Raw genomic sequence first — 12,044 nt, 5'->3', positions numbered from 1 at the left:
CACCATCACGGCAAAAGATGCCAAAGGCTGGATCAGGCATGCCGGCTATGCCCTACACTGAGACCAAAAGCGCTTTAACGCTGAGGTCCCATACCACAAAGAGCACCTTATGGTGCCATCCTTCCGGCCGACAGCAGACTTCTTGTCAAAAGAATGCTTATGCGAATTTCATATTGTAAGAGGGTGGATTCTATTCTGAAGTGCGAATTCCGTTACAAACAAAGGATTTGCACTCGGAGGCTGAATGACCCTGCCCTACATCCATCTGAGCCTGGCTGAGCGGCGTGAGATCGCCCGCATGCACGCGGCCAAGATCCCGATCAGTGTGATCGCCGACCGCCTGCAGCGGCATCGGTCGACCATTTACCGGGAGATCAAACGGAACTGGGTTCGCGATGAAGAGCCGTTGTATCGCGGCTATTTCCATGTGGCCGCCGATATGCAGGCTCGCGCCCGGCGTCAGCGTCTAGGCAAACTCTCCCGCAAACCGGTGCTCGCGGTCTATGTCATGGATCGCCTCAAAGCTGGATGGTCGCCAGAGCAGATTGCTGGCCGCCTGCGGGCATCCGGTGCTCCTAAACAGTTGTCGCACGAGACGATTTACCGGTTCGTCTACAGCTCCCAAGGACAAAAGCTCGGGCTGTACCAGGATCTGCCCATGGCACGGCGCCCGCGGCGTGTGCGCTGCCAGCGCAAGCCTCGCGGCCTTTTCATTCCGGCGAGTAACACCATCGAGCAGCGTCCACCGGAGATCGCAGCCCGCACCAGCTTTGGTCACTGGGAAGGCGATCTGATGATGTTCCGCAAGGAGTTGGGCAAGCACAACCTTACGTCACTTACGGAGCGCCAGAGCCGTTACACGATCCTGACCTGTAACCGAGATCGCAACTCGACCGGGGTCATGACTGGCATGATTGAGAAGCTGAAAGTCCTGCCGGAGACAGCGCGTCTGTCGATCACGTTCGACCGCGGGACGGAGTTTGCCTATTACCCGTTGCTCAAGCAGAGGCTCGGCATGGACAGCTACTTCTGCAAGCCACAGGCCCCCTGGCAGAAAGGCACGGTCGAGAACACCAATGGCCGGGTTCGGCGCTCACTGTCACGGGACGCGGACATTGCCACTTTGCCCGAGGAGGCTCTGCTTGAGATCTGTGATCGGCTCAACGGGACGCCGCGCAAGTGCCTGGGCTATCGCACACCCAAAGAGGTCCTGATGAGTTCTCTGGACCCGGGACTGCCGGGGCTGTGCAACCCTGATCAGAGGCGCCCCGGCAGTCCCTGACAGACTGGCGGCCGATGCCCGCCAACCGTCGCACTTCGACTTGATTCCACAGCTAAGTCTATCGAGACTTGGTACAGGGTTGGTGTGGTGAAAGCGTTACCCTTCCACCAACATTAACTCCTTGTTGAGCATACTTCCCTCACATTGGCTGAGGTCTTTGGGAGGTGGTGAGATGCGGGTGTTGCTGATCGAGGATGACATCTCTGTCACTCAGAGCATTCAGCTCATGCTGCAGCGCCTCAACGTCCGGATCTCCGTGGCCGATCTGGGCGAGCACGGCATCGATCTCGGCCAGCTCCCCGACTACGACATCATCCTGCTCGACCTCAATCTCCCGGACATGTCAGGCTATGATGTCCTGCGACAGCTGCGGCTTGCCAAGGTGAGCACGCCGGTCCTGATCCTCTCAGGCCTGGATGGTATCCAGAACAAGGTCAGAGGCCTCGGCTATGGCGCCGATGATTACCTCACCAAGCCGTTTCACAAGGACGAACTCATCGCTCGCATGCAGGCGATCATCCGCCGCTCGTCCGATCAGACTGAAGCTGCCCTTCAATGCGGCGATCTGACGATCAGCCCTCGGGCGCAACAGGCTGAGGTCGCAGGACGCCCGGTGAACCTGACCGGCACGGAGTACAAGATCCTGGCGTTTCTGGCTCAGCGCCAGGGGAGCACGCTCACCAAAGAGATGCTCCTCAATCATCTGTACAGCGGCATGGATGAACCTGCGATCAAGATCATCGACGTGTTCATCTGCAAGCTGCGCAGGAAGCTTGCGCAGGCCTCAGGCGGCAGGAACTACATCGAGACGGTCTGGGGCCGCGGCTACATGCTGCGGGAGCCGCAGCTCGTCAAGCTGGCAAGCTAAGTCTCAAGGCCACGATCACAGCTCACATCCGCTGCCAGCGTTCTGTCAACGGAGTGCAGGTTTTCTAGTTTCTACTGCCCTTGGGGAGCCAGTCCCCTCACCCCAGCCTGTGGCACCGTCGCCACCTGTCGCAATGAGAACGCCCCAACTGAAGCCTCTTCTAAACTTCAGCTAGGGCGTGTGCGATGCCGGTTGCAACACCGCGCCACCATCCTAATGTGTCGCTGATGAGCGTCAACGGTCGTCGCAACAGAAGCGCTCCGGCCCGAAGGCCAAGCACCGGACCTCCCACCAGGGCGCACGCGACGGGTTCCGGTATCGCCCGAGGACTGTGACCGCGATGGAATGGCGCCAGACCTTTGTCGCGTCGCTCTCCTTAGCCGTATGAAAGCATCGGTTAACCATGAAGGCGCATGCTTCACGTGGGGCTCAAGGGCTGGGCGGGCTTCCTCTTACCTGGAGACGGTTGCTCATGGCAGAGACAAGTTTCACCGACACGATTAAGGAGAAGTTGGCATTCATCTCGCCAACGGTGAAGGCCATCGAGTTCGGAGGAGATCGGCCTTATCTTTGTGAGTTGCAGACACTCCTCAGGCAGCACCTTACAAGCGTGGTTGTTCTGTTCGAGCGAGATCCTGGTCTGGATGCCGCGACAGCCGATCTGTACGCGGCAGCGGCTGCCATTGTTGAGGACACCACACTCGCTTCTCAGCCCCTCGCTCGAAAGCGCCGTCTGCTCAAGGAAGCTCAAGAGCGCTTTCAGGAGCGTATCGCAGCGGCACGCCCGAACGGAAGAAGAGCCTGCGCTGCTTGGCGGCAGAACGAGCTCTTCCTTGCAGCTTGATCCAAGAACCGGGTTCCGCGCCAGCCCAATCTGTGTGCCGGAACCCACTCCCCTACCCTCCTCAACAATAGAGTTGCTGCTTGGTTTTGCAGCTGAGAGTACGGCCACCTCGTCAGAGCCATAGTGGGGTGAACGTGTCGCAGCGTGCCCAGTCTCAGGAGAGATGCTGGACGAAGTATTTGTTCACTTCGAACATGCTCACCTTGCTCTTGCCGCCGAAGACATCCAGGAGCTTGTCATCCGCAGAATCTCGCGCTTGTTCTCGGGTTCTGGAGACTGTTGGCCTTGATGTAGTCCCGCACCTTGCTCACAACTTCAGTGCGGGGCAGCGGGGAGTTGAATTGACCTTCATCCCCGGATTCTGGCGCATCTGTGTCGTACTCCGGCGGGAAGTCTGGTGCTCAGCCTCTCGCCAGGGCGCTTCATGCTTATGCACAGAGGTTGTTTGCACATACGGCGTTCATAGCGCATGATGATGGCGTGGTGTTGCAACCGGCATCACAAAAAGCGCCCTGACAGCAAGCTCCGCACGGCTAACTCTGTCAGGGCGTTGTCGTTTGTGCGCGCCTCGCTCTAATTGGTAGGGAATCTGTACTCGGATACAGTCTCGCCTTGGCACGACCAGCGCATCTTTGCATCTTCACTCAGGCTTGTCCGGTCGAGCGCATCTCCCACCGTGAGCGGGCATTCCTTGCGGAATTCCGGCAAGCCGTCGAAGTCTTGGGCTCAAAGTCAGCGTTCGAGCGGAAACCATGTTGAGGAGTTCAGGGTTGCCTCCCCCTTCCCCCGCCATGTACCAAAGGCAGACGTCCTCGATCCCTTACGTTCCCTGGGGTTTCATGACTGTTCGCCGCCGCTTTCTCCTCGCCCCATCCTTCGCCCGCCTGATCCAGCGCGAAAGGGGCGGACTGCACCGCGTCGAGGGCTTCTTCACCGAGCAGCGGGATCGCTCCTCGTGGGTTCGGCTTGAGGAGAACAAAGGCCTGCTGATCCTCAAGACGGTTAGTCCTGATGGTGAGGCCGAGGACCAGACCGACATCCCGGTGGGCCATGCTCATGCGCTGCTCGATGTCTGCGCCGGCGAGGTCGACTACACCCGGACAACCGTGCCGACCAGCGAGGGTCAGGCCTTGGTCGATGAGATCCTCCGGCCCCGTGTCCTGCATCTCGTCACCGTGGAATTCGCTCCTGATGAAGAGGCGGGAGCATTCCGTCCACCAGAGTGGTTCGGCCCTGAGGTCACGGCGGATCCCCGCTACACCAATCAGTCCATCGCTCTGAGAGGACTTGCTGAGGTGCCGGAGATCCCGCTGTCGGATGCAGCACTCAACAGCCTGATCGACACCCTGGAAGGCCGATTCCCCGTCCAGGCGCGGATGGCCATCAGCCGGCCGAGAGCCAAGCAGGTGCCGATTACCCGGGCTAAGGCTCAGACCAATGGTGAAACCGTCAAGGTCAACCTTGATGAGATCGAGCAAGCGGTGATGCGCGAGATGGAAAAGACGCTCCAGAAGGACAGACCCGAGTAAGGGACGATCCCGCCTGATGCCCGATGCCCGTTCACCCATACGACACTACCTGGTGCTCTATCGGCGTGATCTGGAGCAGGGCAAGGTACGCTTCTTCAGCCTGATGATTGAACGCCACCTGTTCGGCACGATCCGGCTGGAGCGGAATTGGGGAGCAGTCGGCTCCAAGGGCCGGGAGAAAGTCGATATCTACCCGAATGAGGCCGCAGCTGCTCGGGCGCTTGAAGGCTGGGCTGAAACCCAGCGGGAGAAGGGCTACACGGACCTGTGAAGCCCTTCTCAACGCCGATCAGGCCGATTGAGGCTCGTTGCTTGTCATAGCCTTCATCGCCTCGAAGCTCCTTGTGAGCGCCCGCCAAAGGCTGCCGATCTCCTCCGATCCAGGCGACCCGGAGCTGAACTCGCTCACACCGGCTCCATGAGCCAGGGAAAGCGACAGTTCAGGGGAATGCGTGATCTGACCTGACCATGTCGGAACGTCGAGCGCCTGCATGGCCCCGCGTGCATCCGCAACACTCAGATCCTCCGAGCCATCTTTGGCCGGGGCAGCGTTGATCACCACCGCATAAGGCTTCTTGAGGTCACGGCACATTTGGATCGTGGCCTGAACGGCATCGACATCGAACAGACCCGGACGCATCGGGATCACGACAAGATCCGCGTGCCAGATCGCCTCGGTCACGGGAGCTTCGGCGTTGGGTGGCGTGTCGATCAGAACCCATTCAGCCCCGGCCCGCTGCGCCTTCGCCAAGGTGGCGGCGAGATGCTTGGTGCCAACATGGAGCGGAAGATCCCGTGAGCCCCGAACCCGGTGCCAAAGGGTCAGGGATCCCTGCGGATCCGCGTCAATCAGGAGCGTCGGGCGAGAATGCTCCGCCATATAGCTCCCGAGATGCGCGGCAAGGGTGCTCTTTCCGGAACCTCCCTTGCGAGACGCGAAAACCACGACATTCATGCCATTTCCCCCAAGTACTGATCAGGCAAAGAATCGTGGCTGAGTATGGTTAACAGAGCCTTATCGCTAGGCGAACAGCAAAACGCCCTCACCGAGGGGTCGTGACAGACCTCCGGCTGAGGGCGATTGGAGCCCCAGCCAAGTAAATCGGGTGGATCCTCAGCCAGGGCTGATGCGGTTCAAGGAGGCTGAAACCACACAAGCCAACCTTGGCCGTTGAACCGTGGCAATTTATGGGCCTCGTTCGCACAATATCTTCGTCGTAACTTTGGACGCGCGCTGGACCGATATCATGCCAGATGGGTTTGTGCCGCCATCCTGCAGAGCGACAGCAGACTTCTTGTCGAAATCCTTATTATGCAAAATGTTATACCAGCTATAGTGTGGTATGCTCCAGCGGTATCCGATCGGGTCTTGATCTACTCAAAGCTGCATTGAAGCCACTCTCCTCCTGCCGTCGTAGAGCCGGAGTAGCAGCCATCAGTTGGGAACTAAGAGCAAGTGTGACTGTTGTTCATGACAATTTCGTTTATTTCGTTTGGTTCGGATATTGCAGTTACTACGCCGGGTGTTATATCACGTTCTGAGCTGAGGGAGCCTGCTATGACAACATTGCTCGAACGACCTGTTCTGCCGAGTCCGCAGGATGCGGAACTGGCGCTCCAAGCCAGTCGCATGCTCGCAGCGTTCAGGCATGCTGACGCGAACCTCAAGGTGCAGCTCGATGATGGAAAGGTTCTGACTCTGCCTCGGGCAGCAACGCACCTGTTGCATCATCTGCTCACAGAGATGGCACAGGGTAATGCTGTCACCATCATCCCCGTTCATGCAGAGCTAACCACCCAAGAGGCCGCAGACCACCTCAATGTCTCACGACCCTATCTGGTCAAACTCCTCAATGACGGGAAAATCCCATTCCGGATGGTGGGCACCCATCGGCGGGTGAAGTTCAGCGACTTGGAGACCTTCAGAAAGCAGGCCGAGGAGGTACGTGGTGCAGCCATGGACGAGCTTGCGGCTCAGTCCCAGGAACTGGGGATGGGCTATTAAGACGTCCAGTTATACAGTCCTGCTCGATGCGTGTGTCCTTTACCCCGCGCCGCTGCGGGATTTTCTCATTGAGCTTGCGGCTGTGCGTCTGTTTCGCGCCAAATGGACATTGCGGATCCATGATGAGTGGATTCGCAATGTCCTCAAGCACCGGCCGGACCTGACCGGCTCCCAGCTGGAGCGGACCCGAGACCTCATGAACCAAGCCGTGCTTGATTGCCTTGTTGAGGATTACGAAGACCTCATCGAGGGCCTTCAGCTCCCAGACCCTGATGACCGACATGTGCTGGCGGCAGCCATCGCCTCAGCGTCCGATGCCATCGTCACCTTCAACCTGAAGGACTTTCCGGTTGGGACTCTTCACAGGTACAACATCGAGCTCCAGCATCCTGACGACTTCCTGCATTATCAGTTCGGGTTGAACCACGCTGGGCGTTGTGATTGCAGCGAAGAACTGCCGTGCCCGCCTGAGAAATCCTCCAAAGACTGCAGCAGATTACCTCGCCATTCTTGAGGCACAAGGCTTACCGAAGACTGTTGCAGAACTCAGCGAATATGCGGACGTCATCTGATCATTATACGCAGACTGCACCTCTTACCTGACGGTCCAGCAAAGACCTCCATCACCATTCTCTCTGCAACCGTCAGATCCTTCCTCGTTTGAGACCTCAATGCGAACGGCTCGCTAGCGGCAAGGTTTCTCAGGAAGCTCAGCAAGGTTCGCTGGGTGCATCAGTGAGATCGCGTATCTTCAAGGATGGCATTGGTGACAGGTTCTATGAATTCGCCTCGCCGGCTTCGCAACTCCTACAAAATGTTCGGCAATGGCGAAGATGTAATCTACGTCGTGGTATCGAGATCAGTTCGCGCGCAGCCCCGTTAGGAAGCTTGGTCGCAGCACCTTGGAAATCCGCAGTGGAGGCGCTAAATGCCTCCCAATTCCCTGTCATAATTTTCTTGAAGGCTGCCGGGAGTCGTTAACCTTCGCGCCTTCAGAAAACTTTCGAACATCATTATAGGACCAGCAAGATGCCGGGCATCGCACGTCAGTTCGAGCCGCAGATCACCCGTACCGGGGGTGCCCCGTCCAAGTACCGTTTCACCGCCCGATGCTCCACGTGCTCCAAGACAGACACCTACGAAGCCAGCAGGCCTGCCGGTGATGAGCTCGTGAAAGGCTATTTCAAGGAGCGCGGCTGGCTTCTCGGACGCGACCGAGCCTATGATCTATGTCCAGCTTGCCTGGCAAAACCCCGGGCGGCTCAGCAGCCTCGACCGTCCAACGACGCAGGCCCCCAGAGGTCGCCAGCGGCTGCCAATCCTCCCAGCCGCCCGAGTGCCCCGGCGGACAAGCGGTCCCGGGATACGGCTGACATCCTGGCCCGCCACTTGGGCAAGCCTGAAGTGCTTGCCGCGGAAGTCTTCCGTGCCAAGCCTGTGCAGTCCCCTCGCCCCTCCGCACCGGAGGCGCCCCCACAGACTGGATCAGCCCCTGCCCTGTCACGGGAGATGGAACAGGCCCTGACGGGCATGGCCGCAGAACTGAAGGACCTGCGCTCGACCATGGAAGGCATGGCGGAGCAGATAGGCAAGCTGGTGGCGCTCGGTGGTCAGCAGCTGGAGGCCCTCGCGCGGCTCGCACCCCTGATGGTTCAATCGGCTGACGGGATTGCCGGCGGCCTGCGGGAGGTTGTCAGCGCGATTCAGTCCATCCCGAGCGCCTCCCCTCCTGAGCCAGAACCGTCCAAGGCAGAGGAGCCGCTCACGCGAGAGGCTGAACCTGTCCAACAGCAGGACGAGGAGATCAGCTCAGATCCAGAACCTCTGAAGGCGTCTAGGGCCAAGGAGCGCTTGAGGGCCGGCCCACGTCCGACGACGGTAAAGAGCCAAGTCCGTCGGACCAGCTCCGCGGCCATTGTGGTGAAGTCGATTCCCGACGCCAAGCGTTCGGACCGCTTCTACACGTCCATCCGCCTGCCGCGGGATCTCTGGGACCAAGCCGGCTTCGGCCCGGACGATCGTCTCCTGCTGGACTGGAGCGGGAAGACCCTGACCATCGAGCGTGTGGCTGAGGGCGGCGTGAAGCCCAAGGCAGTCGGGAGCACCTCTGTGGTCCTCCAGTCCTGGAAGCTCGGGAACCTCAACCTTGACCAACTGAGGGTCACCAGGGCTGACGGATCGCTGCGCCTGACGGGAGGACGTCGACCGACGTGAGATTACAGGATTTAGCCCAGCCTCACGTGTTGTTACTAACGAAGATCACACGCGAGGCTTGGGCAGGCGTAGGGGCTCCCGGAATGCCATGCACACCGTTTGCGGTATTGAGCCTGAGCGCTGGAGATCGTTAGTAACGCAGAAACACAACCTTGAGCTTGCTGCCACTATCAGCAGCCAAAGTATCGGAGCCTTCGTTACCCTTGGACCGCGCCTCTCGTGCGCCACATCCATGGCTTTGCGCCTCAGCGTCAGCGAGCGCAGCCTCTAAGAGCGAGATCAGAACTCGCCTGCAGGCCAGCGAAAGGATACACACAGTTTGAGGTATTGAGCCTCAAACCTATCGATTGTTAGTAACGCATAAAAACTGTGGTATTGAGCCTTCGTCGAATCCCAGAGCCAACAAGGCGCTGGCCAACAAATCACAAGGCTGTTTCGATCTGTTGGCACATTGGAAGGATTGCGCCCTTGGTCAGCTCCGTTAGTAACGAAATGTCTGCGCTCGGAAACAGAGCGTCAGACCCATGAGCGCGCCCAGCGCCGGATCGTACCGAAGCTGCACCACTGGCGATCACCACCTTGGGAGTTCGATTGTGAGTAACGACGCATAATGAGAGCGCGTTACTAACGACACTCAATTTGCACGCTCTGCGTCGAAACTACAGTATTGAGCCCGGGTCGGCTCAGGCCTAGGCACGACCAAAAGGATCTGCACTGACGCAGCCGCCGATCCCAAGAGCAGCGAAAAGTTCGACGCACAATATTTGCGGAATTGAGCCCGAGAGAGCACTCTCGTTAGCAACCCACACAAACTACGGTATTGAGCCTTGGTAATGGCCGTTACTAACAGCCACCGTATGGCTGGCAAGGTGTGTGGCAGGCACAATCCAAAGAAGGCATGCGGAAGGTTTGAGGTATTGAGCCCCGACCCTGCCGTCCGTGAGTAACCCACACAGTTTACGGTATTGAGCCTCGCTCCCAACCCTGCGTCAGTAACGCCCCGCATAATGGGAAGATGGCCTCCCTCGTCTATCCGTAGTAACAACGATCTCTGCACTCGGGGCAGAGTGATGGCTGTATGAGCCCCCTTGGTGCCGGATGATACTGAAGCCGCCAAACACTACGAACCGCCGAGACCCGCGCCCGTTGGGGGCTGTCTTTTGAACAGCATCGCACACTGAGCAGGCGTTACTAACATCGGAAGAGCCACACCCCCTGCGTCGAAACTGCGGTATTGAGCCCGCGCCGAGTTCCGTTAGTCACGAGGCCGGCGGGCATGCAAAAAGAGCAGCGAAATGCTGAACCCATAACATCTGAGGAATTGAGCCCAGCAAGTTTGAAGCCTTAGCGGTAAGCGGAGCCTGCATACAAACGGTGGGGTTGAGCCTCGTCCGGACCCCACGCGAGTTGCACCCGACCACCGCAACGGCCAAAGGCTTTGCTTTGCCTCGACTCCGTGCTGCTAGCTTTTTCTTGAACCGTTGTTAGTAACGCAGTCTTTTCCGTAGCCCGTGAGTAACAGGGAGAGACTCGTGGCTCAGTCCAATGCCGAGCGGCAGCGAAACCACAAGGAACGGCTCAAGCAGAAAGCCGCCGAGGGCGTAGCTCTCGCGGAACTGATGCTGGAAAACCAGCGTGCCTCTGAGGAGCTCATGAACCGATTTGAGCGGGCCGTGCTCCAGATCGAACGCAATGCGACGGAGCACACTCGTCCCGCTGGCATGCGAAGCCTGTCACCAGAGGAGGCCGAGCGGCTCGTAAGAATTAAGCAGATCCGGTGCTTCCGAGAGGATGGGCATATCGAACCCGAGTCCCAGACCTATCGCTTTCTCGGCATGTCAGCGCAGCGGTGGCTGGATATGCCAGATGAACTGCTGTCTGTCTTTGGAATGGTGGAAGTGGTCACTGAGTGGCATCGGCAGGTGAATGCAAGTATGGCAATCGACAGAGCCCGCCAACCGGAGGACAGGGATATCGAGCGTTTCCTCGCTCGAGAAGCGAACGGTCACGGAGAAATCGATAACGGGCAATCCCAGGCACAAGAGGAGCTCTCAATGCCTGCGACCAGTGTCGGCGTCACTGAAAAGCCGACGGTGAATTGGTTTACCCTCGACAGGGTGCACCGCGACTGGTGTCTCGGGCAATATCCGAACGCTCCTTTATCTTCGGCAGAGCGCTACAAGCCGGATGGAGTTGACTCGTTCGAATACGATGGTGCCTTTTGGGTAAAGAAAGTAAGTACCCGGACCTTGGCTGATGGTTCCTCCATCATACAGGCCCGCTTCGTTGCCGATGACGGTCGCAAAGTTTTTGAGCCGTAATGTCTCAACTCCCTTCGACTGACAACTCATACCTCAGGTTGAGTGAGCTTCCTCAGGCTCAGCGCTCACGGTTAAGAGCACCAGCAAGATCTTGATTAATTGTCTTTGGCAGGAATGCATTGAGATGCTCCTGATTGGTTTCTAACGTTGACGCCACAACAAGCGCGTCGCAGGGCTGGCATGACATCCGAGCCGTTCTGGTGAGGCGAGAATACCTGTTGCAGCGGCGCCCTCGCTCAAAGTGGGTCAGATTCCAACCGGCGTTGATACAGCACTTTGGGCGACCTCCTTAGCCGGCTGCAAAGGCAGCACAAAACTCGCGAGCGGCAGGTCAGACATTAGCAGGCCTGCCGCTGACGGAACGTTGACGGAAAGCTTAGCCCAGCCCTGCCCGCCTGGCGCTTGGCATCTTCCAGGGCACATAGGAGACATAGGCCAGCCGGATGAACAGCAGCGTCAGGGTCCTCTGCATCGCAATCTGCATCGCCTGCGGCTCTCCGGTTGCCGGATCATACAGGAGCAGACAGCTCTGGCCCGACTGCTCCTCGCGCGTCTCAGCCCACATCAGCTCGATCGCGATCTGGCCGGGCGTGTGGGTCGCCCCATAGCCCCCGATCCGGTGAACGGACGGAGCGTTCCAGGACACCTGCTTTTCCCGCCCCTCCCCGTCCACCTCGACATCGCCGATCCCGGCGGCCCGCCCGCGCAGGCCAGGCCCGCGGCCCTGGAACAGGCCGGTGAACGAGAGGCGCCGGCGCGGCGCTACCGGGATCAGAGCGATTAAGCGCCGGGCATCCTCACGCGCGAAGGTCTCGCCGTCCTGAACAAGCCGGTCGAGGAGGGCATGCGCCTCAAGCCGCGCCTCAACGGTGAGCTCTTGATCGCTCATCCTCTTACTCATCCGTGGCATCCCCGTCGGCGGAGAGATCCGGAGCGCCGTCGGAACCGTCGTCCAACACCCATCGTGGTCTCCCCTCTCCG

The 12,044-nt window shown here is 59.0% G+C and carries 12 protein-coding genes and 1 pseudogene; 10 read left to right on the top strand and 3 right to left on the bottom strand.

Annotated elements, in window-relative coordinates; all coding sequences use genetic code 11:
- Window positions 1-244 precede the first annotated feature (244 nt).
- The 3 genes from JKL45_RS28325 to JKL45_RS28315 all read left to right on the top strand — a co-directional run bounded on the left by JKL45_RS28325 (window position 245) and on the right by JKL45_RS28315 (window position 2,994).
- Window positions 245-1,282, top strand: a complete 1,038-nt coding sequence (locus JKL45_RS28325; RefSeq protein WP_201865125.1) for an IS30 family transposase — start codon at window positions 245-247, stop codon at window positions 1,280-1,282.
- Between the two features lie 172 nt (window positions 1,283-1,454).
- The gene (locus JKL45_RS28320) at window positions 1,455-2,150 is read left to right on the top strand and encodes a response regulator transcription factor (RefSeq protein ID WP_201865124.1); all 696 of its coding nucleotides are present in this window, start codon (window positions 1,455-1,457) and stop codon (window positions 2,148-2,150) included.
- Window positions 2,151-2,622: 472 nt separating this feature from the next.
- Entirely contained in the window at window positions 2,623-2,994 is a 372-nt protein-coding gene (locus tag JKL45_RS28315; RefSeq protein WP_201865123.1) for a hypothetical protein, read from the top strand.
- A gap of 154 nt (window positions 2,995-3,148) precedes the next feature.
- Here the strand turns inward: JKL45_RS28315 and JKL45_RS30985 are convergent.
- A pseudogene (locus JKL45_RS30985) lies at window positions 3,149-3,329 on the bottom strand (SWIB/MDM2 domain-containing protein); the annotation flags it as partial.
- A 504-nt stretch (window positions 3,330-3,833) separates the two neighbouring features.
- On the opposite strand from JKL45_RS30985, the gene JKL45_RS28305 reads away from it, so the two are divergent.
- Window positions 3,834-4,523, top strand: coding sequence for a CYTH domain-containing protein (locus JKL45_RS28305; protein WP_201865122.1), 690 nt, complete (start codon window positions 3,834-3,836; stop codon window positions 4,521-4,523).
- Between the two features lie 16 nt (window positions 4,524-4,539).
- Window positions 4,540-4,794, top strand: a complete 255-nt coding sequence (locus JKL45_RS28300) for a WGR domain-containing protein (RefSeq protein WP_201865121.1) — start codon at window positions 4,540-4,542, stop codon at window positions 4,792-4,794.
- Between the two features lie 18 nt (window positions 4,795-4,812).
- On the opposite strand, the gene JKL45_RS28295 is transcribed toward JKL45_RS28300, so the two are convergent.
- A complete protein-coding gene (locus JKL45_RS28295; RefSeq protein WP_201865120.1) occupies window positions 4,813-5,478 on the bottom strand; it encodes an AAA family ATPase in 666 nt (221 codons plus the stop codon).
- 516 nt (window positions 5,479-5,994) lie between these two features.
- Between JKL45_RS28295 and JKL45_RS28290 the strand changes: the two genes are divergently transcribed.
- From JKL45_RS28290 to JKL45_RS28275, 5 genes are all read left to right on the top strand, one after another.
- Window positions 5,995-6,528: a helix-turn-helix domain-containing protein gene (locus tag JKL45_RS28290; protein WP_246499066.1), complete on the top strand. Its 534-nt coding sequence runs from the start codon at window positions 5,995-5,997 to the stop codon at window positions 6,526-6,528.
- Entirely contained in the window at window positions 6,470-7,042 is a 573-nt protein-coding gene (locus tag JKL45_RS28285; RefSeq protein WP_512699595.1) for a PIN domain-containing protein, read from the top strand. Before JKL45_RS28290 ends, JKL45_RS28285 begins: the two co-directional genes overlap by 59 nt.
- Window positions 6,996-7,100: a VapC50 family PIN domain-containing toxin gene (locus JKL45_RS31135; RefSeq protein ID WP_512699594.1), complete on the top strand. Its 105-nt coding sequence runs from the start codon at window positions 6,996-6,998 to the stop codon at window positions 7,098-7,100. Before JKL45_RS28285 ends, JKL45_RS31135 begins: the two co-directional genes overlap by 47 nt.
- 457 nt (window positions 7,101-7,557) lie before the next feature.
- Window positions 7,558-8,742, top strand: a complete 1,185-nt coding sequence (locus JKL45_RS28280) for a flagellar biosynthesis protein FlhF (RefSeq protein ID WP_201865119.1) — start codon at window positions 7,558-7,560, stop codon at window positions 8,740-8,742.
- Window positions 8,743-10,274: 1,532 nt separating this feature from the next.
- A complete protein-coding gene (locus JKL45_RS28275) occupies window positions 10,275-11,063 on the top strand; it encodes a hypothetical protein (RefSeq protein WP_201865118.1) in 789 nt (262 codons plus the stop codon).
- A gap of 376 nt (window positions 11,064-11,439) precedes the next feature.
- Here the strand turns inward: JKL45_RS28275 and JKL45_RS28270 are convergent, their stop codons facing one another.
- Complete coding sequence (locus tag JKL45_RS28270) at window positions 11,440-11,952, bottom strand: hypothetical protein (protein ID WP_201865117.1); 513 nt, start codon at window positions 11,950-11,952, stop codon at window positions 11,440-11,442.
- Between the last annotated feature and the right edge of the window lie 92 nt (window positions 11,953-12,044).

Origin of the sequence: Microvirga soli, assembly GCF_016734765.1 — a bacterium.
Classification (GTDB): domain Bacteria; phylum Pseudomonadota; class Alphaproteobacteria; order Rhizobiales; family Beijerinckiaceae; genus Microvirga; species Microvirga soli.
This window is presented reverse-complemented; position numbering and strand designations above follow the sequence as displayed.

Bases quoted from the DNA above. Each gene is read 5' to 3' on its own strand.
- JKL45_RS28305 (WP_201865122.1), top strand. From the start codon at position 3,834: ATGACTGTTCGCCGCCGCTTTCTCCTCGCCCCATCCTTCGCCCGCCTG.
- JKL45_RS28325 (WP_201865125.1), top strand. From the start codon at position 245: ATGACCCTGCCCTACATCCATCTGAGCCTGGCTGAGCGGCGTGAGATC.
- JKL45_RS28300 (WP_201865121.1), top strand. From the start codon at position 4,540: ATGCCCGATGCCCGTTCACCCATACGACACTACCTGGTGCTCTATCGG.
- JKL45_RS28315 (WP_201865123.1), top strand. From the start codon at position 2,623: ATGGCAGAGACAAGTTTCACCGACACGATTAAGGAGAAGTTGGCATTC.
- JKL45_RS28270 (WP_201865117.1), bottom strand. From the start codon at position 11,952: ATGAGCGATCAAGAGCTCACCGTTGAGGCGCGGCTTGAGGCGCATGCC.
- JKL45_RS28290 (WP_246499066.1), top strand. From the start codon at position 5,995: ATGACAATTTCGTTTATTTCGTTTGGTTCGGATATTGCAGTTACTACG.
- JKL45_RS28280 (WP_201865119.1), top strand. From the start codon at position 7,558: ATGCCGGGCATCGCACGTCAGTTCGAGCCGCAGATCACCCGTACCGGG.
- JKL45_RS28295 (WP_201865120.1), bottom strand. From the start codon at position 5,478: ATGAATGTCGTGGTTTTCGCGTCTCGCAAGGGAGGTTCCGGAAAGAGC.
- JKL45_RS28320 (WP_201865124.1), top strand. From the start codon at position 1,455: ATGCGGGTGTTGCTGATCGAGGATGACATCTCTGTCACTCAGAGCATT.